Raw genomic sequence first — 23,132 nt, forward strand, 5'->3', positions numbered from 1 at the left:
ACCTATTTTAATCACAAGGAAAACCCATGATAAAAAAAATTCTAGTTGCTGTTGCAGGTCGGGGATTATGCGAAGAAATGCTGAATATGCTCTTGGATATCCCCTCTTTCCAACAAGCATCGATCACGCTTCTACACGTTGTTTCCCCTGAAATTAGCTCGGATACGATGTCGGAAAAGTTAACCGAAGCTGGAAAGATTCTGGCCGAAGCTGTTACCTCGATTAAACTCGACTCCAAGCAAATTAATCCTCTACTTAAACAAGGTGATCCTAAAGATATCGTTTGTCAAGTGGCTGATGAGGAAGATGTGGATTTAATTATTATGGGTTCTAGGGGTTTAGGACGCATCCAAGCAATTCTGGAAAACTCCGTCAGTCAGTATGTATTTCAATTAACTACTCGTCCCATGCTATTAGTCAAGGACGATACCTATGTCAAAAAACTGCGTAAAATTATGGTGGCCGTGGATAATTCCGAAGCCTCCAAACAGTGTTTACAGTTGGCAATTTCCTTTGCTAAAGATTTAGCTAGTTCTCAACTGATTTTAGTCCACATTAATAAGGATATATCAGGGAAATCGAGCGAAGATTTCAGTAATAATGCTGAAAAAGATCCTGTTTTAGCCCCGGCAATTGAAGCAGTAAAACGTCTGGGAATCGGCTATCGTTGCGTGAGTGGGATTGGTAAACCAGGCCCAGAACTGTGTAGTATTGCTGAAGAAGTCGGGGCTGATTTACTAATGTTAGGTTCCCCAGACCGTCGCCCCAACATGGCTAAGAGTTTTATTGACTTAGACCGATTGTTGGGGAGTTCCCTCTCAGATTATGTGCGAGTTTATGCTAATTGTCCTGTTTTGTTAACACGGACAACGACAAAATAATCCACTCTTAATTAACAAACATAATAAAAAGCGCCATCAGACTGTTACTGTGGCGCTTTTTTTGAATTAAAATTCAATCAAAATTCAGGAAAAAATGGTATTAACCTTCTTTACCATCCCGACTTTGGGTTTGAATATACAGAATCAACAGAAAAACCGCAGGAACTGCCACAAACAAAATGCTGGCAACAAATCCTAAATCATTAACTTGCATAATTGCCCTACCTTAACTTAAATGGGAAATTCAAATACCCCTAGGGTATCATTAATTGACGTTTTTGAATAGATTGATTTTATAGCGGGTAATAGGTAATGGGTAATTACAAAAAGAGTTTACTTCCTTCCCCTGCTCCCCCTGCCTCCCCTGCTCCCCCTGCCTCCCCTGCCTCCCCTGCTCCCCCTACCTCCCCTGCTCCCCCTGCCTCCCCTGCTCCCCCTACCTCCCCTGCTCCCCCTGCCTCCCCTGCTCCCCCTACCTCCCCTGCTCCCCCTGCTCCCCCTGCTCCCCCTGCCTCCCCTGCTCCCCCTACCTCCCCTGCTCCCCCTACCTCCCCTGCTCCCCCTGCTCCCCCTGCCTCCCCTGCTCCCCCTGCTCCCCCTGCCTCCCCTGCCTCCCCTGCTCCCCCTGCTCCCCCTGCTCCCCCTACCTCCCCTGCTCCCCCTGCTCCCCCCGCTTCCCCCGCTCCCCCCGCTTCCCCTGCCTCCCCTGCTCCCCCTGCCTCCCCTACCTCCCCTGCTTCCCCTGCCTCCCCTGCCTCCCCTGCTCCCCCTTCCCAGTTTAAATACTTAGCAGCTTACCAAATCGAAGTTAAATCCAATACAAAACCTGGTAAAATATCCTCGCCTGAAATTTGGTTAGGATGTTCCAATATTTCAACATCTTGATGTAAACGATAAACTTCTATTTGTTGCTGTTTACGATTAATTAACCAGCCTAACTTTGCCCCATTCTCCTGATATTCTTGCATTTTTTGACGAGTTTTTTCTAAACTATCACTTGGAGACATTAATTCCACCACAAAATCAGGACACAAAGGTACAAATTTATCCTGTTGTTCGGGTGTTAAAGATTCCCAACGTTCTCGACTTACCCAGGACGCATCAGGAGCGCGGTCAGCACCATTCGGCAGGGTAAAACCCGTATTAGAATCAAAAACTTCACCTAAACGGGTTTTTGAGTTCCATAAATCAAGTTGAGTGGTAATTTTAACATTCCGTTTCCCTGTATTTCCTCCCGTTGGTGGCATAATAATTAACTCTCCTGAGTTCGTGCGTTCAAATTGAAAATCATTATTTTCCTGACACAATTGCCAAAATTGTTCCGAGGTTAAATCAAGTTTCAATTTTAAAATTGGGGGTAAGGTCAGAATATTGGTTTCCATAATCATTTGGGTTTTTGAATGGAATGGGGATTAAATACTTAATAGCCTACCAAATCGAAGTTAAATCTAATACAAAACCTGGTAAAATATCCTCACCTGAAATTTGGTTAGGATGTTCCAATATTTCAACATCTTGATGCAAACGATAAACTTCTATTTGTTGCTGTTTACGATTAATTAACCAGCCTAACTTTGCCCCATTCTCCTGATATTCTTGCATTTTTTGACGAGTTTTTTCTAAACTATCACTTGGAGACATTAATTCCACCACAAAATCAGGACACAAAGGTACAAATTTGTCCTGTTGTTCGGGTGTTAAAGATTCCCAACGTTCTTGACTTACCCAGGACGCATCAGGAGCGCGGTCAGCGCCATTTGGCAGGGTAAAACCCGTATTAGAATCAAAAACTTCACCTAAATTATTCTGACGTTTCCAGACTAAAAGTTGAAAAATTAAATCAGCATTCCGTTTCCCTGTATTTCCTCCAGTTGGTGGCATAATAATTAACTCTCCTGAGTTCGTGCGTTCAAATCGAAAATCGTTATTTTCTTGACACAATTGCCAAAATTGTTCCGAGGTTAAATCAAGTTTCAATTTTAAAATTGGGGGTAAGGTCAGAATATTGGTTTCCATAATCATTTGTTCTAAATTTCCTATTTTTCTAAAAGCTATTGCCCATTGCCCATTCCCTATTCCCCCATTATATAATAGAGAATATCAAAATCAACTGTCATGATGAACAAACTCATCTCTAGTTAAGGTTAATTTTTGTAACAAAATCGATCATAAATTGAGGTTTTTTCCCATTTTTGAAGCTCAAACATAAACTAAAATTAAATCTTCTGGAATATTCTGGGATTTTGATTAAAATATCTGTTATTACATAAGAAACTATCATAACTGAATCCGATGATAAATTCTAGCCGATTTCGCTTAATTCGCAAGCGGTTTGTCTTCGTTTTTCTGTTTATATTAACCTTGGTGGGATGCCGAATTATCAGTAATTCCCCCGTTAGCGAAGTCATCCCGATGATTGCCGACTTACCCAAACCGCAACTTCCAGAATGGATTGAAACAATTAATCCCCTGGGTGAGAGCCCAGAATTAAGTCAAATTCATGTTATTTTTAAAAACCCTTTAATTCCCCTAGAAAGTTTAGATAGTTCAGGACAAAAAAAACTCCTGAATAACTTTGAAATCAGCCCCAAAATACCTGGTGAGTTTCGATTTTTAACTCCTAGAATGATCGGATTTCAAGCCGATAAATCCTTACCCTTAGCCACTCGTTTACAAGTTACTATAAAAAAAGGATTAGCCGATTTAAACAAAAATCAATTAGACCAGGATATCGCCTGGACATTTGCCACCGAACCAATTAAATTATCTAATTTACCCGGAAGTGAAGAACAACCCGGTTCTCCAGAAAATCCCATAGGATTGAATCCTGAACTCAAATTTAATTCCAACGTAGAATTAGATTTAACCTCTTTAAAAGAACACTTACAACTAATTTCTCAAAAAAACAATCAAGTTGTTCCTGTTGAGGTTAAAATTGCCCAACCAGAAGAAAATAAAACCCCCATTGAACCTTTAAAAAGATTCAATTCAGTAACTCAAAATCCAGAATATATTGTTACTGCTAAACAACCATTACAAACCGCTACTAAATATCAATTTAAAATCACACCAGGGTTACGTCCAGTTCAAGGAAATTTAGAAACCCAAGTTGAGATTTCTAGCCCAATTAAAACCTATGATACTTTAAAATTTGTTAATTTAGAACTTCAGGGCAAAGCTTCAGAAGAAGGAACATCAGGGCGGTTTATTACGGGCAATCCTCAACTGGAATTTAATAATGGAATTATTGCCGAATCAGCCCTAAAAAATATTACTATTAAACCCGCACCCAAGCCCGATATTGAAGTCATTCAAGCCTATAATGATTATGAGCGGGTAACCATCAATCCTTGGGCTTTAGAACCCCAAACCAATTATACCATTACGATTGGTGCAGAAGTCGAAGATAAATTTAACCAGAAATTAGGAAAACCCGTTACTGTTAGTTATAAAACCGGAGATTTAACCCCAGATATTTCTGTGCCTTCGGGATTAAATATTTTCCCCTCTCAACAAAATTTAGAACTGAATATTTCCACCTTAAATTTACCCGAATCAAAATATCAGGCTACTTATCAAGTTGTGCAACCCACGGATTTAGTTTATACCAATACAGCTGACCTGAGAGATAAGGGAAAAAATCTATTACTTCCCAAGAAAAAATGGGCAACTTTTCCGGTTCCTACCCCGAAAAATAACGTTCAAGAAACCTCAATTAATTTAAGAGAAAAATTAGGGGGAAATACGGGAATGTTAGCCTACGGAGTCAGGGCAAAAACCACCCGTTATCAACGAGAAGGTGAACAAAAATGGAGTGAGCCAGAATTTTATGGACTGGTACAATTAACTAATTTAGGAGTATTTGCCCAATGGTTTCCAGAGTCAGGAATGGTGCGGGTTAATCACTTAGATAATGGCTCCGTTGTCGCAGGAGCAACCGTTGAAATTTATTCCTCTAAACTCGATGCCAAATCCTATCCTAAACCTCAAAAATGTGCAACGGGAATTACCGATAATCAAGGTATATTATCCTTAAATTCTCAACAGTTAAAATCCTGTATGCAAGGGGAAAGGTTTGCCCAAGCACCGGAATTATTAGTGATTGCCAAAGAAGGTAAAGATTGGGCTTTTACCCGCACTTTATCCTATAGTGGAAAATATGGATATGGAATTGAAGCCAATTGGGAAGATAAACAAACCCTATCCCGGGGCGTGATTTTTTCAGACCGTCAACTGTATCAATCCGGTGAAAAAGTTGCTTTAACAGGTGTCGCCTATTCCCTAGAAAATGGCACATTAAAACCCCATAAAAATCAAACCTATCAAGTTACCTTAGAAAATCCCAAAAAACAAAAGAAAGAGTTAGGTGAGTATCAAACCAATGAATTTGCTACATTTTCTGTAGAATTTTCCTTAGAAGAAAACCAACCTTTAGGAAATTATATTATTCGGGCAAAAGACAATAACGGGGTGGAACTTTTAGGGGAATTCCGCGTAGCTGAATTTAAACCCCCTAATTTTAAAGTTGCCCTGAATTTAGATCAAAAATTTGCCCAAATTGGAGATAAAATTACCGCAAAAGCCCAGAGTGAATATCTATTTGGTGCTCCCGTAGCCGACGGTGCTGCTAAATATTATGTTACTCGAAATGCAACGGATTTTGTCCCGAAAGAATGGGAAAATTATTCCTTTGGTCGTCAATGGTTTTGGCCGGAAGAAAAACCCAATGTTTCTGATAGTGTATTACAGGAAAATCAAGTTTTAGATTCCCAAGGTCAGGGGAGCAAAACTATTGCCGTAGATAAGGATTTACCCTATCCCATGACCTATCGAGTCGATGTGGAAGTGACTGATATTTCTAACTTATCCGTTACCAATTATGAGTCCTTTACCGCCCTTCCCAGTGACCGTTTTATTGGGTTGAAAACGCCATTTATTGCCGAAGCGGGTAAGGCGTTTCCCATTGAGATGATTGTCACCGATATTCAAGGAAAACCCCTAGAAAATATTGGGGTAAATTTGCAACTGCAAAAAATGGATTATAGCCAAGTGACGCGAGTTGTTGAAGGGGCACAAACCAATAAAAATCAAATTCAATATCAAACTGTTGCTCAAGTTGATATTAAGTCAGGTCAGAAGGAACAAACAATTAATTTAACTGCTCCAGAGTCCGGTTCCTATCGAATTCGAGCTAATTTTAGCGATGGAAATAATGAAATTACCGCCACGGATTTACAAATTTGGGTCACAGGTAATGAATTAGTCTATTGGGGAGGAGAGGAAGATCAATTAACAATTAAACTGAATAAAACCACCTATAAACCAGGGGAAACTGCAACCGCTTTAATTCAATCTCCCTATCCCGAAGGAGAATTATATTTTGCCGTAGTGCGGGATAAACCGCTTTATGAAAAGGTGATTCAAGTTAAAGGAGGCGCGCCAGAAATTCAGTTTCAAGTTACCCCAGAAATGCTACCTAATGCGGCGGTTGAAGCGGTATTAGTGCGACAAGGAAAACCGATTTCTGAACTGGAACCTGGGAGTTTAGAAAACTTAGCTAAAATTGGATTTACGCCCTTTAAAATCAACCTAGAAGATCAATATTTGCAAGTGCAAGTTAGTCCCCAACAAGCCAAACTAGAACCCGGTTCTCAACAAACCTTAGACCTGACTTTAACTGATAGTAAAAATCAACCTCTGCGGGGACAATTTATCGTGATGGTGGTGAATGATTCAGTTTTACAACTCAATAATTATCGACCTCCAAATTTAGTAGAAACGGTCTATGCAGAACAACCAATTTCCACGCGATTTAGTGATAATCGTCCGGCGGTTATTTTAAATCAATTAGCCTCTGCTTTAGAAAAAGGTTGGGGTTATGGAGGCGGTTTATCAACGGCGACAGCTAATCCGAGAATTCGTAAAAATTTTCAAGCCTTAGCTTTTTATCGAGGTTCAATTATTACCAATAATCAAGGAAAAGCCACAGTTAATTTCAAACTTCCTGATGATTTAACGACCTGGCGAGTGATGGTAGTGGCAACGGATGGAAACCAAAAATTTGGGTCGGCTGAAACTACATTTATGACTACTCAAGCATTAATATCTAACCCAATTTTACCCCAATTTGCTCGTCCTGGTGATCGGATTTTAGCCGGATTATCAATTACAAATTTAACCGGAGAAAAAGGCAAATTAAATATTACGGGAACTGTCAATGGAGGGATTCAATTTTCCCCTGGAAACGCTAATCAACAAACCTTAAAAACTAACGCAGAAGCCGGAACTAATGCCTATCGCTTTCCGATTTTAGTTCAAAAAGCAGGGGAGTCTCAAGTTCAATTTACCACGGAATTTAACGGTAAATCCGATGGCTTTGAAGTGCCTTTAACGGTTAAAACTTTTAACGTTACTGAACAGGTGATTGAGTCAGGACGGACAACCAATTCCGTAACAATTCCCCTAAATATCAGTAAAAAAGTTGTTCCTGATTTCGGAGGATTAGAAATTAATTTAGCCAGTACCCTAATTCCTCAACTGACCGCTTCTGCTCAACAGGTCTTTAATCGAGAAAAATGGCCGTTTCTCGAACCTGCTGTTAGTGAATTAATCATTGCTGCTAATCTGCAAATTTTGAGTAAAAAATACAATCAAAATTTCAGTAATTTGCAGTTACCCGAACGGGCTAAAACGGCTTTAGCTGATATCAAAAAATTGCAACAAGAAGATGGTGGAATTTCAGCCTATCCGGGTTCAAGATTCTCTAGTCCTTTCCTTTCCGCCTATACCGGAGACGCTTTAGCTCAAGCTCAAACTGCGGGATTTTCGGTTAATTCTGAGTTGATTAATTCTCTCAAAACCTATTTAACTCAAGGTGTAAATGATCCCTTAAAATATGATTTTTGTAGCGATGAAGTGTGCAAAAATCAAATCCGCTTAAATGCTTTAATAGCTTTAGACGCACTGGGAGAAAAACGCAGTGATTTCTTAGATGATATTCTGCAAAATTTTGATCAATTTGATCCCGTGACTCAGATTAAACTGGTACGCTATTTATCTCAATTTCCTCAATGGAAACAGGAGTATGATACTCTATTTGAGCAAGTGCAAAAACAGATTTATGTCACAGGAAGAACGGCAACACTGAACTTACCTCAAGGCTATAGTTGGTTACATTCTGATACCGCAATTCAATCCCAAGGGTTACGTTTATTGTTAACAGAAAATCCCCAATCTGCCACCGTTGATAAGTTGGTGGAAAGTTTATTAAATCTGCGTCGAGATGGAACTTGGGGGGGCAGTTATGATAATGCCCAGGCGTTAACCGCTTTAACTGCCTACAGTCAAACTGAAGCGACACCCCCTAACTTTAATGTGGCGATTACTTTAGCAGATCAAACATTAGGAGAAACTCAATTCAAAGGGTATAAAGATTCTAATTTTAGTTTGAATCTACCTATGTCAGAATTACCCAAAGGCAAAAATGATTTAATTTTAGAACCGTCAAATCAGGGTAAATTAAATTATTGGGTCGCCTATCGATATCGTTTAGAAGGAAATCAACCCGGACGTTTAAATGGGTTAAGAATTACTCGCACAATTCGCCCAGCAAATGAGGATAAAGTCCTAAAAACAATTGACTTAAATTCCCCGAAAGATCTACTCAAGGTATCACCAGGACAAGTGTTTGATATCGGTTTAGATATTATTACCGATCATCCTATTAATCAAGTCATGATTACTGACCCCCTTCCTGCCGGATTTGAAGCCATTGATGCTAGTTTTAAAACCAGTAATTTGGCAGTACAAGCGCAAGAAAGTAGTTGGCAAATTAATTATCAAACGGTTCATAATGACCGAATTACTGCCTATAGCGATCGCTTAGAACCGGGAATTTATCAACTGCATTATTTAGTTCGTTCTGTTACTCCTGGGGAATATTTATGGCCGGGTGCGGAAGCGAAATTACAACATACTCCCGAACAATTTGGTCGCAGTGCATCGACAACTTTATTGGTTTCTAAACCTTAGTTGAGATCCCCCTAAATCCCCCTTAATAAGGGGGACTTTTAAATCCGTTTCCCCCCTTTTTAATGGACTAAGATCCCCCTAAATCCCCCTTAATAAAAGGGACTTTTAAATCCATTTTCCCCCTTTTGTAAGGGACTAAGATCCCCCTAAATCCCGGTTATTAAGGGGGACTTTGAAATCCATTTCCTCCTTTTTTAAGGGGGGTTAGGGGGGATCATCTTACAAAAAAAAATTTTAATAAAGCAGAAAAAATGGTAAAATCAGAATAATTTCAACCCACAGGATAAGGAATAAAATCAATGTCTGCGATCGCGGTAATTGACTATGATATGGGTAACTTACACTCGGTTTGCAAAGGTTTAGAAAAAGCCGGGATAAAACCTCAAGTGACTGACTCCGCTACAGTGATTAAAAATGCTGATGCGGTTGTATTACCTGGGGTGGGTTCCTTTGACCCCGCTATGCAACATTTGCGATCGCGAAATTTAGTCGAACCCATTCAAGATGTCATTGCTTCCGGTGTTCCCTTTTTAGGCATTTGTTTAGGGCTACAAATTCTGTTTGAATCTTCAGAAGAAGGTCAAGAAAAAGGCTTAGGAATATTCCCTGGAACCGTGCGCCGTTTTCAGTCAGAACCGGGGTTAACGATACCCCATATTGGTTGGAATCAACTATCTTTAACTCAACCTAATTTACCTTTATGGAAAACTATTGGTTCCCAACCTTGGGTCTATTTTGTGCATTCCTATTATGTTCATCCAACTGATAGTAATTTGACCGCCGCGACGATTCAACATGGAAGTCAAATTATTACGGCTGCGATCGCTAAAGATAACGTGATGGCGGTACAATTTCACCCGGAAAAATCATCAAATGCTGGACTCAAAATATTGGATAATTTTGTGGAATTAGTTCAAGGTAAACCTCAAACGTTAAGCCCTGTTTCTGTATAAGATAAACTGGATTTGTTATTAATTGGAGGAATAAATTTTTGAGTTTAAGAATCTATGGAAACCGCTTAATTAAAACCTTACCTGGAGAAGAAACTAGACCCACATTAGCTAGGGTCAGGGAAGCGGTTTTTAATATTTGGCAGGGTAAAATAAAAGGCTGTCGCTGGTTAGATTTATGTACGGGTAGTGGGTCAATGGGGGCAGAGGCATTATGTCGAGGGGCGGCGGTTGTGATCGGGATTGAACAACACGGAAAAGCCTGTAAAGTGATCCAAGAAAATTGGCAAACAATGGCGGATTCTTCCCAAACAATTCAAGTAATTAGAGGAGATATTTTAGGAAAGTTAAAGACCTTATCCGGGCAAAAATTTGATTGTATTTATTTCGATCCGCCCTATAATAGCAATCTTTATCAACCTGTATTAGAGGCAATATCTCAATATCAACTCCTATCTGAGCAAGGAGAAATTGCCGTAGAACACCATCCCCATCGTTGGCAAATTCAACCGATTATAGACCTAGAAATTTGTCGAGAAAAAACCTATGGCAATTGTGCTTTAACATTTTATAGTAATCATTTGTAGGGGCGGGTTATGTTCAATTTTTGTGAATCACCTAAATCTGGATAAACCCGCCCCTACAAGCATTTATCAGTCTGATAATTGTTTACTATTACCCATTACCCATTACCCACTATCGGAGTTTTTATGTCCTACGAAAAAGAAAAAGAAATTGCCATTGCAGCCACATTAAGCGCCTGGAAACTGTGTGAAAGAGTGCGCCAAAATATTCCGCAAGCTATGGAAAAAATTGATAAAAGCCCGGTGACGGTAGCTGATTATGGATCTCAAGCAATTATTTGTAAAGCTTTAGCAGAAGCATTCCCCAATGATCCGGTAGTCGGGGAAGAAGATGCCACGGAATTACAAACCCCAGAAAAGGCGGAAAACCTAGCAAAAATCACTGAATATGTCCAAGAAATTATTCCCGATGCCACTTCAGAACAGATTATAAACTGGATTAATCAAGGGAATGGAAAAGTTGAAAAAAGGTTTTGGACATTAGACCCCATTGATGGGACAAAGGGCTTTTTAAGACAGGATCAATATGCGATCGCTTTGGCTTTAATTGAGGATGGAGAGGTGAAAGTTGGGGTGATGGGATGCCCAGCCTATCCGTTGGAAAATCATCAATCTGGGGCCTTATTTGTAGCGGTTAGGGGACAGGGATCAACGATGTTAATTCCGGCAACCGGGGAAGAAATTCCGATTCAAGTTGTCGCTGAAAATGATATGGAAAATCTGCGATTTGTCGGCAGTATTGAAGCGAGTCACGGAGATATTGATCGTCAGGATGCTGTGGCAAAAGCGGTGGGAATTGTGGCGCCAGCTATTAAGATGGATTCCCAGGCAAAATATGGGGCGGTGGCGTCTGGAAAAGCGGCGTTATATTTGCGACTTCCTTCTCCTAAAACCCCTGATTATCGGGAGAATATTTGGGATCATGCGGCGGGGGCAATTGTAGTAGAAGAAGCGGGGGGACGGGTAAGTGATATGTTGGGTAAACCTTTAGATTTTGCCTCTAATCCCAAGATGTTAGAAAATCGGGGAATTATTGTGAGTAATGGGATTATTCATGATACGGTTTTAGCGGTATTGAATCAATAAATTAGTCGATATTTTTTTTAACCTCTGTAGATACTTCCTATGGCACATCTCTACAGAGGTTTAACCTTTGATATAATGGTCTCCCTATCGAACTAAATCACATAACTTTTTAACGGAATTTACGTTCGGATTCCTGAATCGGTAAATCGTTAATACTGGCTTCCCGTCGCTGCATTAACCCATTAGGAGCAAATTCCCATTGTTCATTCCCATAGGCGCGATACCATTTACCCGAATCCGTACGATATTCATACTCAAATTTAACAGAAATTCGGTTATCGGTGAAACTCCATAACTCTTTTTTCAAACGATAATCTAGTTCCGTATTCCACTTGCGAGTGAGAAATTCTCGAATCTTTTCCCGTCCCGTAAAAAATTCCGCCCGATTTCGCCAAACGGAATCCTCTGTATAAGCTAATGCAACTCGTTCGGGATCACAGGTATTCCAAGCATCCTCAGCGGCTTGGACTTTGGCTTTAGCGGTTTCCAGGGTAAAGGGCGGTAAGGGGGGTCTGGTTTCCATGAAGCGTTCTCCTTTGTTATATGAAATCCCTAAATGTATACTACATATTCTACAAATTCCCCCCTTTTTAAGGGGGGTTAGGGGGGATCATCTATGGCGTTAATAACTATATTTCATATTACTATTGTTAGGTTGATGGGTCGTTGCCCATTTCTATACTAACGACGGGGTGGACTTAAAGAACGAATAAAACCCATAATTTCTCGATCTCTCGGTTTAAATTTTAACGCCATTAATGCCGAATTTCTGGCATTTTGATATTGCTTCATCCGCGCTAAAATTTGAGCTTTTAACATCCAGAGTTGGGGATTTTGATCAGCTAAATTTAACGCTTTTTCCACAGAACTTAACGCTTGAGAATAGAGTTGTAACTTCATTAATATTTCCCCCCGTAATTGCCAAATAGTTTCCTGTTGATTATCGAGTTTTAACCCTTGATCAAAAGATAGAATCGCCTCTTGATAATCCTGAATTTGATAATAAGCTATTCCTCGATTAATCAAAGCCGGAACAAAATCAGGTTTTAAATTAATCGCCCGGTTATAGGATTGAATTGCTTCTTGATGCTGTTTTAACTGATTCATCAATAAATTTCCCCTTAAATACCAAATCTGATAATCCTCGGGTTTAATGATTAACATTTGATTCCAGGCTAAAAGAGCATCCTCATATTGTTTTAGTTTAATTAAAACCTTGCCCTTTTCCCGCCAAGCTAAATAAAAATCACGCTGAAGTTGGATTGTCCTAGAATAAGATTCAACGGCTTCTTGATAACGTTTTAACTGTACCAAACTATTGCCCCTACCATACCAAGCAGGATGAAAATTAGATTGAATGGCTATAGCTTGATCAAAGGCTTTTAAAGCCTCTTGCCATTGTTCTAATCGATAGAATTGGTTCCCCCGATTTGACCAATCTAAAGCAGTTGATTCTCCTGTAAATTCCGGGGGTTTTAAGGCTTGATGAATCGATTTTAATTCCCGGGCATTCATGGGGTTAGGAGGTTGATTGCTAATGTTTAAATTCAAGGTTATTCCTGATTGTAAAAACTTTTGGAGGGGAATACCAGCACTATATCCTAATGTCACCCGAGACACCGAGCCCAATTCTGGATTACTAAAAATTTGTCCCTCCGATTGACCATGAATTCCAATCACTCGACCCTCCCGATCTAAAATCGGAGATCCGCTCATTCCCACCTGCGTCCTATTAGTATAGAATAAATCATATCCTCGGGTAAAAGGTTCTTTAATTAAGGAGTTTTTTTCGGCTTCACTGATTAATAAACCCGTGGCAAATACTCGTCTGCGATCGGCAATGGGCAACTTAGAATCTGGCCATCCTGAAATAAAAATATATTCCGATTGGCTATCATAATTATAATCGGCTAGACGAGCAACAGCATAAATTTTATCACTGGTAAAAGGGATAATCGCTAAATCAATTCCTGGTAATTTAATTACCTGATTGTAGTTAATCGGATATTGTTCACCATCAACGGTAATTACCGTATATTCATCGGGTGTTTTAACCACATGATTTGCTGTTAATACATAATAAGTATTCTGATTTTTAGCAATAATTACTCCCGACCCGGGATTTAACCCTTCAATTAACACCGTAATAGACTGACTGATTTGGTTAATCTCCTCGGCGGTTAATGCCATGACTTGAGGATTGAAACCCAAAGTTAATATCAAACCGAATATAATAAATAAACCCATTTTAAAAAACCGATAACGGATGAATCGAAAGCTCATTTTTTCCTCCTAATTTGTTGTGACTTATAACTCCTTCTTTCTTCCAGCCGTTTTTTATTAATCCGGTTTGGAACACTGATTAATTACCTATTCCCTATTTGCGTATTCCCTGCTATATAATTAATATCACCTTAAAAAAGGGATTGTTCCCCTTGATTTTGGTATCCTAATCTTGAACATTTATTATGCTGGCAAAACGAATTTTACCTTGTTTGGATGTGAAAGCAGGTCGAGTGGTAAAGGGGGTTAATTTTGTTGATTTAAAAGATGCTGGTGATCCGGTGGAATTAGCGGCGGCTTATAATGATGCCGGAGCGGATGAATTAGTATTTCTGGATATCACCGCCACCCACGAAGACCGAGATATTATTTTTGATGTGGTTTATCGCACCGCCGAACAGGTATTTATTCCCTTAACGGTGGGGGGCGGAATTCAAAACTTAGAAATGATTAAAAACTTATTAAGAGCCGGAGCAGATAAAGTTAGTATTAATTCCGCCGCCGTGCGTGATCCTGACTTAATTAATCGAGCCAGCGATCGCTTTGGGGTGCAATGTATTGTAGTAGCAATTGATGCCCGTAGGCGCACAAATGCTGATAATCCGGGTTGGGATGTTTATGTGCGAGGCGGTCGGGAAAATACGGGAATTGATGCCCTAAACTGGGCGAAAGAAGTTACAAAAAGAGGCGCTGGAGAACTTCTAATCACCAGTATGGATGCCGATGGAACCCAGGCGGGCTATGATTTAGAATTAACTCGAACTATTGCCGAATCCGTGGAAATTCCGGTGATTGCATCGGGAGGCGCGGGGACTTGTGAGCATATTTATCAAGCCTTAACCCAAGGGAAAGCTGAAGCCGCTTTATTAGCTTCCTTATTGCATTATGGTCAATTAAGTGTGGCAGAAATTAAGACCTATTTAGCGGAACATCAAGTCACGGTGAGGAATCCTGATATTTTGTAGGGGTGAAGTCATCTTGATCAGAAGCAACTAAAGTCTAAAACCCCTAATGACTGCCCCTATCTATTCCCCCTAAATCCCCAGAAAAAAGCTGGGTTAGGGAGAATAGATTACCCCTTGCATAATTAACGGATTTAGATTAACCTGGATCAAAGAATTCATCACATAAACGATTTAGATGTTAGATCAAGCCAACGAGTTATTTCAGCAAGGGATTTTACACTATCAAAATACAGAATATCAAGCCGCTTTAGCATCTTGGCAAGCAGCCCTTCACGCTTACCGAAATCTAAAGGATCGCAAACGCGAAGGCGCAGCCTGGGGGAATCTAGGGGCTGTCCATGAAGTTCTATTAAGCCCGGAATTGGCAATCAATTGCTATCAACAACACTTAGAGATCTCTCGGGAAATTCAAGATCCCAAAGGTGAAATGAATGCTTTAATTAATCTGAGCAATATTTCCTATAATTTAGGAGACTATGTTAACGCCCTGGAATACCAAAACCAACGGTTAGCCCTCGCTCGTCAATTTTTAGATCCCCACACGGAAGAACAAGCCTTATCAGTATTAGGAAAAATCTATCTCGCCCAAGAACAATTTGAACTGGCAATTGAGGCTTATCAACAACAATTAATCCTGGCAAAAACCCACAAAAATTATCCAAGTCAAGGCAATGCTTTTAACCATTTAAAGTTAATTTATGAACAATTAGAACAATGGGAAGAAGTTGAATCCTATCATCAACAGCATCAAGCTATTTTTCGAGAGTTTTTAATAGAAAATCCCGGCAATATTCTACAGCAAGCCCAAAATATTGGCTTAGATCCTTTGTTTGACTTTGCGGGTATGGATTTAAGTCATCTTGATTTTAATTACGCCGATTTACGAGGGGCAAATTTAGAAAAAACTAACCTCAGTTATGCTAATTTAACCTTAGCGGATTTGAGCGGAGCCATTTTAAAAGAAGCTAACCTCAGTTATGCTATTTTAACGAATGCTAATTTACGCGATGCCGATTTAACAGGTGCTAACCTCAGCGAAGCCGATGTCAGGACGAAAATGCCTAGGGCTAATCTGAGTCATGCCAATTTAGGCCATGCTAACTTAATAAGTGCCTATTTACCCTATGCCAACTTGACCCAAGCTAACCTCAGCCACGCCAATCTGAACTATGCCGACCTAACCGGGGTAAAATTTCAAGGTGTGAACTTAACAGGGGCTAATTTCAGCCAAGCCGAGACTAAAAATGCCCAGGTCACAAACGTTGATTTTACCGAGGTAGTAGGAATTTCCCAGCGAATTAAATCCGAGTTAGTCAAACAAGGGGCAATTTTTAAGGAAAATAAAGATTAGGTTAGTAGAACATCCTAGGTGTTAGTGGTTAACCCTCTGTGATGTTTAATGATATTAATAAACAAAACCATTAAAACTATTATGACTGGTGTAGAAGGACTTTGGCCCCATAATCTGAGCCCAAATCGCTTGGCGGTGTTGGAGCGTAAACTGGTACTTTGGTTACAAAAACAACCTTTACCTGCTGATATTCACGAAATGGCACTCCATTATGATAACCATGAAGATTTGCAATTGTTAACCCAAAAAGCAGCATCTCAAGGGTGTCATTTTTCTGATTTGCAAACAACAGTTCAAGCTATTATATCCGCAAAAACCGATAATTTTTTAGAATTAGCGGAAATTGCGGGTTTAAATCCCTTAGAAGATTTTGCCCAAGCGAAACTATTAGGAGCTAACTTAAGTGGACTGGATTTAATCGGAGCCAAACTGCCGAATGCCTATTTACGAGGGGCGGATTTAAGCGATATTAACTTAACGAATGCTGATTTAAGAAACGTGAATTTAGGAGGGGCGGATTTAAGTGGAGCCTTATTAAGTGATACGGATTTAAGCGGTGCTGATTTGCACCGGGTAAGTTTAGCTTTAGCGAATTTAAGTGGAGCTAATTTAAGCCATGTTAATTTGGAAGAAGCTAATTTAAGCAACTGCAATTTAAGCGATGCCAATTTAACGGGAGCTTGTTTAAAAAATGCTGACCTATATCAAGCAGGATTAGCTTTAACCAATTTAGCCGGAGTGGATTTTACCGGAGCTAATGTTAAAGAAGCTCGACTTTGGCATGATGCGGGAATTTCAGAAACCGTGAAAGCAGACTTAATCAAAAGAGGAGCAATTTTTGATGAAAAGATAGAAAAGATCAAACGAGATTAAACCTTATTGTTGTTGCGCTTCAGCGCACTCTACAAATATGGAGCGCTGAAGCGCAACAACAAATATTTTTATCGGTTCAAATAATTATGATTACTTTTTAAAATCCCCATCAAAAATTATAGGTTGGATTTATCTTCTTTTTTCTAAAAAATAGAGTGTTCAATTAGATGACAGCTACTAATTCAAGTTGTATAATACTATTAAATTAATGGATTGAAGCACAATTGCGGCCCTTTCAATATTATTATAGAGACTGACGCCCATTTGTTCCATAAAGAAATTGCTATGTTTGATGCTCTTGCTGAACGCTTTGAATCCACTTGGAAGAAACTCCGAGGTCAGGATAAAATTAGTGAGTCTAATATTCAAGATGCCCTAAAGGAAGTCCGTCGCGCCCTACTCGAAGCCGATGTTAACCTGCAAGTGGTTAAAGAGTTTGTCGCCGAAGTCGGCGAAAAAGCCCAGGGAGCAGCCGTCGTGTCTGGTGTGCGACCCGGAGAACAGTTTGTCAAAATCGTCCATGACGAATTGGTCAACGTCATGGGGGAAAGTAACGTTCCCCTCGCCCAAGCGGACACCGCCCCAACCATTATATTAATGGCCGGGTTGCAAGGGACAGGAAAAACCACCGCCACGGCAAAATTAGCCCTGCATTTAAGAAAGGAAAATCGCACCGCCTTATTAGTGGCAACGGACATTTATCGCCCCGCCGCCATTAATCAATTAATCACATTAGGCAAACAAATTAACGTTCCTGTGTTTGAAATGGGAACCGATACCGACCCCGTAGAAATTGCCCGTCAAGGGGTCGAATATGCCCGCAATCAAGATATTGATACGGTGATTATTGACACCGCCGGACGTCTGCAAATAGACGAAAGTATGATGGCGGAATTAGCCCAAATTAAAGAAACCATTGAACCCCATGAAACTCTGTTAGTGGTGGATGCCATGACGGGTCAAGAAGCCGCTAATTTAACCCGCACATTTAACGACCAAATTGGGATTACTGGGGCAATTTTAACTAAGATGGATGGGGATAGTCGCGGCGGGGCGGCGTTATCCATTCGTCGGGTATCGGGAGCACCGATTAAATTTGTCGGGGTGGGGGAAAAAGTCGAAGCGCTGCAACCTTTTTATCCTGACCGGGTGGCCTCTCGAATTTTAGGCATGGGGGATATTTTAACCTTAGTTGAAAAAGCCCAAGAGGAATTCGACTTGGCGGATGCCGAGAGAATGCAGGAAAAAATTGTCACGGCAAAATTTGATTTTACCGACTTCCTGCGTCAAACTCGGATGATGAAAAATATGGGATCTTTGGGAGGATTAATTAAGTTAATTCCGGGGATGAATAAGATTTCCCAAGACCAATTAGACCAGGGAGAAGCGCAATTAAAACGCTCAGAAGCGATGATTAATTCCATGACCGTTGATGAGCGCAAAAACCCCGATTTATTAGCCAGTTCTCCTTCCCGTCGCAAACGCATTGCTAAGGGTTCAGGAATGCTTGAAAAAGATGTGATGAAGTTAGTTAGTGACTTCCAGAAAATGCGGGTGATGATGCAACAAATGAGTCAAGGAATGATGCCCGGAATGGGAGGGATGCCGGGGATGGGTATGCCCGGAATGCCCGGCATGGGAGGCGGTTATCCCGGGGCGGCTAAAGCCAAGAAAAAGAAAGAGAAAAAGAAAAAAGGTTTCGGACAACTCTAACCCCTCCCCTCGTTCCAAGGTTCTACCTTGGAATGCCAACCGGAGGCTCTGCCTCCGACTATTTCATACATATCGATAGTTTATATATCATTATAGCGAGCGAGGGCGATCGCACTACCTCATGTTTTGTCGCTCAACCCTAATTCTTGGTAAAATTCTAAATAATCATTAATAGAGTTTTTAAATTCTTGACTGATTTCTTCAACCGTTTTTCCTTTAAAGGTAATCACATCGTTAATGTCTAGCATTTGACCAAACAAAATTCCAGCATCTACATCAACTTCAATTTGAGCCGTATAACCTTTGTAATTGAGCATAATAATCTGATTTTTTTGTTGAAGATTTATTATGGTTTATTAAGATTCATTGAGGTTTTATAAATTAAGTTTAGCACAATCAGAATGCAAATGATATCATGATGTAGTGTCATAATCTAATAATCAAGCTATCTACTTTCAAATAAGTAAAAAAATCTCCTAAATCCTTATATATCAAAAAAAATGAGTTGGTTAAATGAATTAGACGAAATAGAATTAGAGATTTATCGAAAATATAAATATGCTTTATTACATATAGGAGTCCAATTAAATTGGGATGAAGTACAAGAGTCGATTTTCTTAAATATAAGCAATATGGAAAGTGCTTTTCAAAGAACAATAGAAGTCTATAAAGCAGGACAATTAAAACACCCAACAGGGTTTTTGATGAAAGCATTAGCTGAAGGTTATAAATCCTATCACTGGAATGATGAATGGTTGAATGATCCTAATTTTAAAAATCCCTGTTTAAAATATTGGGAAGAAGCAGCAATAGTTTGGGGTTATGATTTAAGAAATGCTTTGATCATTGATGTTAAAGAAGATCGAAACGGGAATCAGTCAGTTGTCTTTGCGAATGGTGGATCAATGCCTTTAAATAGAGCAATATCTTTAGGTTGGCAACAAGTTTTAGAGTATGCCCAATCAGGTAGTATTAGAGGAATCTAATAATTTACCCTGCCCAAAAGTTAATATCACTCCTAAACTAACATGGAATTCAGTTATTATTTAGAGTTAAAAATATTGATTGTTATTGTCTACAATTCAAGGACTAACCCATCCTTTTACCTCCGTATCCGTTAAAGGTTTTTCCATCTTCATACTTTCACTACGAGCCGCATTTAATAAATGTTTCATCGTCACAGCTTCATTAGAATCCGCCGCCAAAAAAGCAGCATTCATCGCAATATTACGAATATTTCCCCCGGATACACTCAGTTTAGCTAATTTGTTCACATCCACCCCTTCCAAGGGCATTTCCTGGGGAAAAATCCGCCGCCAAATTTCAGCCCGTTGGGTCGCATCGGGAAACGGAAACTGCACTACAAACCGAATTCTTCGCAAAAATGCACTATCTAATGCCCCCTTTAAATTCGTAGTTAAAATTGCTAACCCTCCATAGGCTTCCATCCGTTGCAATAAATAACTAACTTCAATATTGGCATGGCGGTCATGGGAATCTTTCACATCAGAACGTTTGCCAAATAAAGCATCCGCTTCATCAAAAAGTAAAATCGCTCCACCCGTTTCCGCCGCATCAAAAACCCGTCGCAAATTCTTCTCCGTTTCCCCAATATATTTACTCACCACCGAACTCAGATCAATCCGATATAAGTCCAAATTTAACTCCTGAGCCATCACTTCCGCCGCCGTGGTTTTTCCCGTCCCACTAGGGCCAGCAAATAACGCACTAATTCCTAAACCCCGTCCGCCTTTTTTAGCAAACCCCCAACCTTCATAAACCTTAACGCGCTGGCGAACATGGGCAATCACCGCTTTCAGAGTTTGTGACTGCATTTCAGGTAATACCAAATCCTCCCAACTCGCACTTGGTTCAATTCGTTGGGCCAAATCTTCCATGCGAGGACGAGCTTGGGCGCGACAAGCCTCCCATAAAGTATCATTCAGGTGATCATAATCCTCACTTAGCCCCATTTGTCCGAGGGTACTGGCACAAGCCGCAGCAATGGCGGGGGCATTCAGGTTAAATTGTCCGACTAGGTGTTCTATAATCTCCGGCAACTCCTCCCGTTCCATCACCAATGCCTCCTCCCATAATAGGTATTGTTCTGAGTTGGTAGGCTTGCTAACTTCAAAATTCACTAACGGGCGCTGTCTCTGACTAATCCGATCTCGTGCGGTGATAATCAGAGGACTATTAATTTGTTCAATGATATGGGCGACGGCATTTCCGTCCCGATCTGAACCGTCTACTTCGTCGCAGTCCAGGACTAAAGCACTATTACACAAAACCGCTTCTCGATCCCACAACCGCAGCAGTTGAGACAGTTCGTTTCTGTTGCTGGGTAAGTGATCGGCCCTGAGTAAATGGGCATCTAGTCCCAATATTTGGCAGGCGGATAGGGCGATCGCCCGCTTGCTACTGGTATCTTCTCCACAGAGTTGCACGGCGGGCACAGTGTCGTTTCCGGCACTCTGAGACAGGGTTTCTGCCAACTGTTTAGCTAACTGTTGATGAGAAGGAACTAATTGATTTTCTCCTTTTAGTGGCTCAATTATTCCCATCAGTCGCTCATCTAAGTGTTGGACTCCCACCAAGTAATGCAGGATGCGCTCGTCAATACGGAGGGGACTCTGGGTAAGTGCCGATCCACTACCGATCTCAATCAATCGCCAGTGTCGTAGGGGAGCCGTAGGGGTGAGGGCGTTCCAATGGGGATTATCCAGGCTACTGAGGGCTAAACTGAAGGTGGGATAAAGTTTTTGCGAGTCCCCTTGAGCTAGGGCGCACAAGCTGGCAAAACTGGCGTCTAATTCCATACCTGCACAGATGATCAGTAAGTCTCGTTCAAAGGTGGACAGGCCAAAGATGCGACAGATCTGTTGTAGAGATGAATGCTCCGATAGTTCCAATGTAGCCGTCGGCTTTGGAGTGTGACTATCTTGACTGGCTTTCCATTCCAGTACCAGTCGCACTTGAGCCAGTGCCACCATTAGGGATTCTTGGTTCGCTTTTTGCCAGTTTTGCACAGAAACAGCGTTCATTTTGGGTGAGAAAATTCAATTGTAGTGAGTTTTTTAGGACTCTTTGCCATATTTGTATATAAGCCTTGAAGAAGCCCTGAAGGGCTTACTACTAGGGGATGGTGATCGTTGGACTGATATACTGATCAAAGGTGGGACTATGGCGATCGCCATCAATTTGACAGAGACTTTCTGCACCATCGACTTGAATCCTCACTAAATAGTTGCTATTTTTAATGGATTTAAGTGAGAAGATAAGACGAACAGTATTATTATTCCGAGGCTGGGCGTTAAAAATGTAAGCGGCAGGCTGTAGGGCGGTCTGTTCATTTAAAATCAGAATCACTCGCTGATCTTGACCGATCCTCACGTCTGTCACCACTTCTACCTCAGCATTACGAGGCTCGTCGTCCGTTCCTGACCCATCCAGCAAATTCACCTCCTTGATACCGGGTCGCAACACAAACGGAGCCACATTCGACTCCACCCGCTCCTGCATGGGGCTATTCGTGCTTCCCCTTTCTAACCTTTGACCGTGAATTACCTGTAACCCCTGAACCCCGGGTCGCAGTGCCTCTGGTGGCACTAAAGTCAGAGCTAAGGTAATCGACTGATCTTGCACCGTACCTGGTGCCACTTCCACACCCCCAATTCTAATCGAGGTATTGGCATTGGCAAGCATTTTACCTCGAATTAATAAGGTACTATGGGTGAAAATAGGCTGATATCGACCTTCGGTGGACATGACAAAATCAATCGTCGGTTGTTTGCTAAATGCCCAGGCGTTCAGGCTGCGATCGCGGATCGGCAGTGCTACCATGGCAGGTTCCTCACCATCTAACACCACAACTGTAATTTTATAGATCACAGATAAAACATAAGGGGTTTGAAAAAAGACTGACCAAACTTTCGATAATTCATCCGTTGAAACCGGAACAAATTCCGCTCGGATCATCTCAATTTGTTCCGATAAATCAGAATTTGCTAAAAAAGGATAACTGGGATCATTGACTGTTTCTCGAATCATTTGAGAGGATAAAACCGCTCTGTCTTCTAGTGTTCGTATTGCACTTCCTAATAAGCGCTGGGGTTCCAATTCTATCTCATTTCCATAACAACTTAACAAATAATATAAATCTACAGGTAATTGATTCCGCTTTGTTAATTCTCCCTTCCTTTGACGGGGTGGCATATCTGCATTTCCCAGGGATGTATTGCGCTTCAAATGGTAGAGGTAAATGCTAATTCCTGTTTCTGGAGTTCCCCCAGTATTTTCTGGACGGTTTGTTGTCACTCTTGCCCCCTCCACATCCATCTGCACAGATTGTTGTAACATCCTCTGCAATGTTGCCGTCACAGTGGCAATACCTAAATAATTACTCATACTTTAAT

Annotated in this window: 18 protein-coding genes; 10 read left to right on the top strand and 8 right to left on the bottom strand. The window is 40.8% G+C overall.

Annotated features, from left to right (window positions below; genetic code table 11):
• The first annotated feature begins 26 nt into the window (after positions 1-26).
• Positions 27-881: a universal stress protein gene (locus tag AC2D3N_RS13990; RefSeq protein ID WP_079681280.1), complete on the top strand. Its 855-nt coding sequence runs from the start codon at positions 27-29 to the stop codon at positions 879-881.
• 100 nt (positions 882-981) lie between these two features.
• On the opposite strand, the gene psbM is transcribed toward AC2D3N_RS13990, so the two are convergent.
• The 3 genes from psbM to AC2D3N_RS14005 all read right to left on the bottom strand — a co-directional run bounded on the left by psbM (position 982) and on the right by AC2D3N_RS14005 (position 2,897).
• Positions 982-1,095, bottom strand: a complete 114-nt coding sequence (gene psbM, locus AC2D3N_RS13995; RefSeq protein ID WP_079681281.1) for a photosystem II reaction center protein PsbM — start codon at positions 1,093-1,095, stop codon at positions 982-984.
• A gap of 580 nt (positions 1,096-1,675) precedes the next feature.
• Positions 1,676-2,263 (bottom strand): Uma2 family endonuclease, encoded by a 588-nt coding sequence (locus AC2D3N_RS14000; RefSeq protein ID WP_484691206.1) that lies wholly within the window; start codon positions 2,261-2,263, stop codon positions 1,676-1,678.
• Positions 2,264-2,309: 46 nt separating this feature from the next.
• The gene (locus tag AC2D3N_RS14005) at positions 2,310-2,897 is read right to left on the bottom strand and encodes a Uma2 family endonuclease (RefSeq protein WP_079681608.1); all 588 of its coding nucleotides are present in this window, start codon (positions 2,895-2,897) and stop codon (positions 2,310-2,312) included.
• A 276-nt stretch (positions 2,898-3,173) separates the two neighbouring features.
• Between AC2D3N_RS14005 and AC2D3N_RS14010 the strand changes: the two genes are divergently transcribed.
• From AC2D3N_RS14010 to AC2D3N_RS14025, 4 genes are all read left to right on the top strand, one after another.
• A complete protein-coding gene (locus AC2D3N_RS14010) occupies positions 3,174-8,912 on the top strand; it encodes an alpha-2-macroglobulin family protein (RefSeq protein WP_484691207.1) in 5,739 nt (1,912 codons plus the stop codon).
• A gap of 299 nt (positions 8,913-9,211) precedes the next feature.
• A complete protein-coding gene (hisH, locus tag AC2D3N_RS14015; protein WP_079681284.1) occupies positions 9,212-9,865 on the top strand; it encodes an imidazole glycerol phosphate synthase subunit HisH in 654 nt (217 codons plus the stop codon).
• 38 nt (positions 9,866-9,903) lie between these two features.
• The gene (gene rsmD, locus AC2D3N_RS14020; protein WP_079681285.1) at positions 9,904-10,449 is read left to right on the top strand and encodes a 16S rRNA (guanine(966)-N(2))-methyltransferase RsmD; all 546 of its coding nucleotides are present in this window, start codon (positions 9,904-9,906) and stop codon (positions 10,447-10,449) included.
• Between the two features lie 123 nt (positions 10,450-10,572).
• Positions 10,573-11,532: a 3'(2'),5'-bisphosphate nucleotidase gene (locus AC2D3N_RS14025; protein WP_484691208.1), complete on the top strand. Its 960-nt coding sequence runs from the start codon at positions 10,573-10,575 to the stop codon at positions 11,530-11,532.
• A gap of 109 nt (positions 11,533-11,641) precedes the next feature.
• Here AC2D3N_RS14025 and AC2D3N_RS14030 read toward each other — a convergent pair whose 3' ends face one another.
• Positions 11,642-12,055: a nuclear transport factor 2 family protein gene (locus AC2D3N_RS14030; RefSeq protein ID WP_079681295.1), complete on the bottom strand. Its 414-nt coding sequence runs from the start codon at positions 12,053-12,055 to the stop codon at positions 11,642-11,644.
• Between the two features lie 158 nt (positions 12,056-12,213).
• Positions 12,214-13,815 (bottom strand): tetratricopeptide repeat-containing S1 family peptidase, encoded by a 1,602-nt coding sequence (locus tag AC2D3N_RS14035; RefSeq protein ID WP_484691209.1) that lies wholly within the window; start codon positions 13,813-13,815, stop codon positions 12,214-12,216.
• A 185-nt stretch (positions 13,816-14,000) separates the two neighbouring features.
• Here AC2D3N_RS14035 and hisF point away from each other — a divergent pair, with 185 nt between their 5' ends.
• From hisF to ffh, 4 genes are all read left to right on the top strand, one after another.
• On the top strand, positions 14,001-14,780 hold the full coding sequence (gene hisF, locus AC2D3N_RS14040) for an imidazole glycerol phosphate synthase subunit HisF (protein WP_484691210.1): 780 nt from the start codon (positions 14,001-14,003) through the stop codon (positions 14,778-14,780).
• 175 nt (positions 14,781-14,955) lie between these two features.
• Positions 14,956-16,131 carry a pentapeptide repeat-containing protein gene (locus AC2D3N_RS14045; RefSeq protein ID WP_079681297.1) on the top strand — a complete coding sequence of 392 codons (1,176 nt, stop codon included), beginning with the start codon at positions 14,956-14,958 and terminating at the stop codon, positions 16,129-16,131.
• Positions 16,132-16,212: 81 nt separating this feature from the next.
• Positions 16,213-17,004, top strand: coding sequence for a pentapeptide repeat-containing protein (locus AC2D3N_RS14050; protein WP_484691211.1), 792 nt, complete (start codon positions 16,213-16,215; stop codon positions 17,002-17,004).
• A gap of 285 nt (positions 17,005-17,289) precedes the next feature.
• Complete coding sequence (ffh, locus tag AC2D3N_RS14055) at positions 17,290-18,717, top strand: signal recognition particle protein (protein ID WP_484691212.1); 1,428 nt, start codon at positions 17,290-17,292, stop codon at positions 18,715-18,717.
• Between the two features lie 119 nt (positions 18,718-18,836).
• On the opposite strand, the gene AC2D3N_RS14060 is transcribed toward ffh, so the two are convergent.
• Entirely contained in the window at positions 18,837-19,034 is a 198-nt protein-coding gene (locus tag AC2D3N_RS14060) for a hypothetical protein (protein ID WP_484691213.1), read from the bottom strand.
• Between the two features lie 183 nt (positions 19,035-19,217).
• On the opposite strand from AC2D3N_RS14060, the gene AC2D3N_RS14065 reads away from it, so the two are divergent.
• Positions 19,218-19,703: a hypothetical protein gene (locus tag AC2D3N_RS14065; protein WP_079681301.1), complete on the top strand. Its 486-nt coding sequence runs from the start codon at positions 19,218-19,220 to the stop codon at positions 19,701-19,703.
• Positions 19,704-19,799: 96 nt separating this feature from the next.
• On the opposite strand, the gene AC2D3N_RS14070 is transcribed toward AC2D3N_RS14065, so the two are convergent.
• Together AC2D3N_RS14070 and AC2D3N_RS14075 are read right to left on the bottom strand one after the other, a co-directional pair.
• The gene (locus tag AC2D3N_RS14070; RefSeq protein WP_484691214.1) at positions 19,800-21,761 is read right to left on the bottom strand and encodes an ATP-binding protein; all 1,962 of its coding nucleotides are present in this window, start codon (positions 21,759-21,761) and stop codon (positions 19,800-19,802) included.
• A gap of 91 nt (positions 21,762-21,852) precedes the next feature.
• Positions 21,853-23,124 (bottom strand): Pvc16 family protein, encoded by a 1,272-nt coding sequence (locus tag AC2D3N_RS14075; RefSeq protein ID WP_484691215.1) that lies wholly within the window; start codon positions 23,122-23,124, stop codon positions 21,853-21,855.
• Between the last annotated feature and the right edge of the window lie 8 nt (positions 23,125-23,132).

The sequence above is a fragment of the Planktothrix sp. PLAVEN19ND genome, assembly GCF_057220675.1.

Bases quoted from the DNA above. Each gene is read 5' to 3' on its own strand.
- AC2D3N_RS13990 (WP_079681280.1), top strand. From the start codon at position 27: ATGATAAAAAAAATTCTAGTTGCTGTTGCAGGTCGGGGATTATGCGAA.
- psbM (WP_079681281.1), bottom strand. From the start codon at position 1,095: ATGCAAGTTAATGATTTAGGATTTGTTGCCAGCATTTTGTTTGTGGCA.
- AC2D3N_RS14000 (WP_484691206.1), bottom strand. From the start codon at position 2,263: ATGGAAACCAATATTCTGACCTTACCCCCAATTTTAAAATTGAAACTT.
- AC2D3N_RS14005 (WP_079681608.1), bottom strand. From the start codon at position 2,897: ATGGAAACCAATATTCTGACCTTACCCCCAATTTTAAAATTGAAACTT.
- AC2D3N_RS14010 (WP_484691207.1), top strand. From the start codon at position 3,174: ATGATAAATTCTAGCCGATTTCGCTTAATTCGCAAGCGGTTTGTCTTC.
- hisH (WP_079681284.1), top strand. From the start codon at position 9,212: ATGTCTGCGATCGCGGTAATTGACTATGATATGGGTAACTTACACTCG.
- AC2D3N_RS14025 (WP_484691208.1), top strand. From the start codon at position 10,573: ATGTCCTACGAAAAAGAAAAAGAAATTGCCATTGCAGCCACATTAAGC.
- AC2D3N_RS14030 (WP_079681295.1), bottom strand. From the start codon at position 12,055: ATGGAAACCAGACCCCCCTTACCGCCCTTTACCCTGGAAACCGCTAAA.
- AC2D3N_RS14035 (WP_484691209.1), bottom strand. From the start codon at position 13,815: ATGAGCTTTCGATTCATCCGTTATCGGTTTTTTAAAATGGGTTTATTT.
- hisF (WP_484691210.1), top strand. From the start codon at position 14,001: ATGCTGGCAAAACGAATTTTACCTTGTTTGGATGTGAAAGCAGGTCGA.
- AC2D3N_RS14045 (WP_079681297.1), top strand. From the start codon at position 14,956: ATGTTAGATCAAGCCAACGAGTTATTTCAGCAAGGGATTTTACACTAT.
- AC2D3N_RS14050 (WP_484691211.1), top strand. From the start codon at position 16,213: ATGACTGGTGTAGAAGGACTTTGGCCCCATAATCTGAGCCCAAATCGC.
- ffh (WP_484691212.1), top strand. From the start codon at position 17,290: ATGTTTGATGCTCTTGCTGAACGCTTTGAATCCACTTGGAAGAAACTC.
- AC2D3N_RS14060 (WP_484691213.1), bottom strand. From the start codon at position 19,034: ATGCTCAATTACAAAGGTTATACGGCTCAAATTGAAGTTGATGTAGAT.
- AC2D3N_RS14065 (WP_079681301.1), top strand. From the start codon at position 19,218: ATGAGTTGGTTAAATGAATTAGACGAAATAGAATTAGAGATTTATCGA.
- AC2D3N_RS14070 (WP_484691214.1), bottom strand. From the start codon at position 21,761: ATGAACGCTGTTTCTGTGCAAAACTGGCAAAAAGCGAACCAAGAATCC.
- AC2D3N_RS14075 (WP_484691215.1), bottom strand. From the start codon at position 23,124: ATGAGTAATTATTTAGGTATTGCCACTGTGACGGCAACATTGCAGAGG.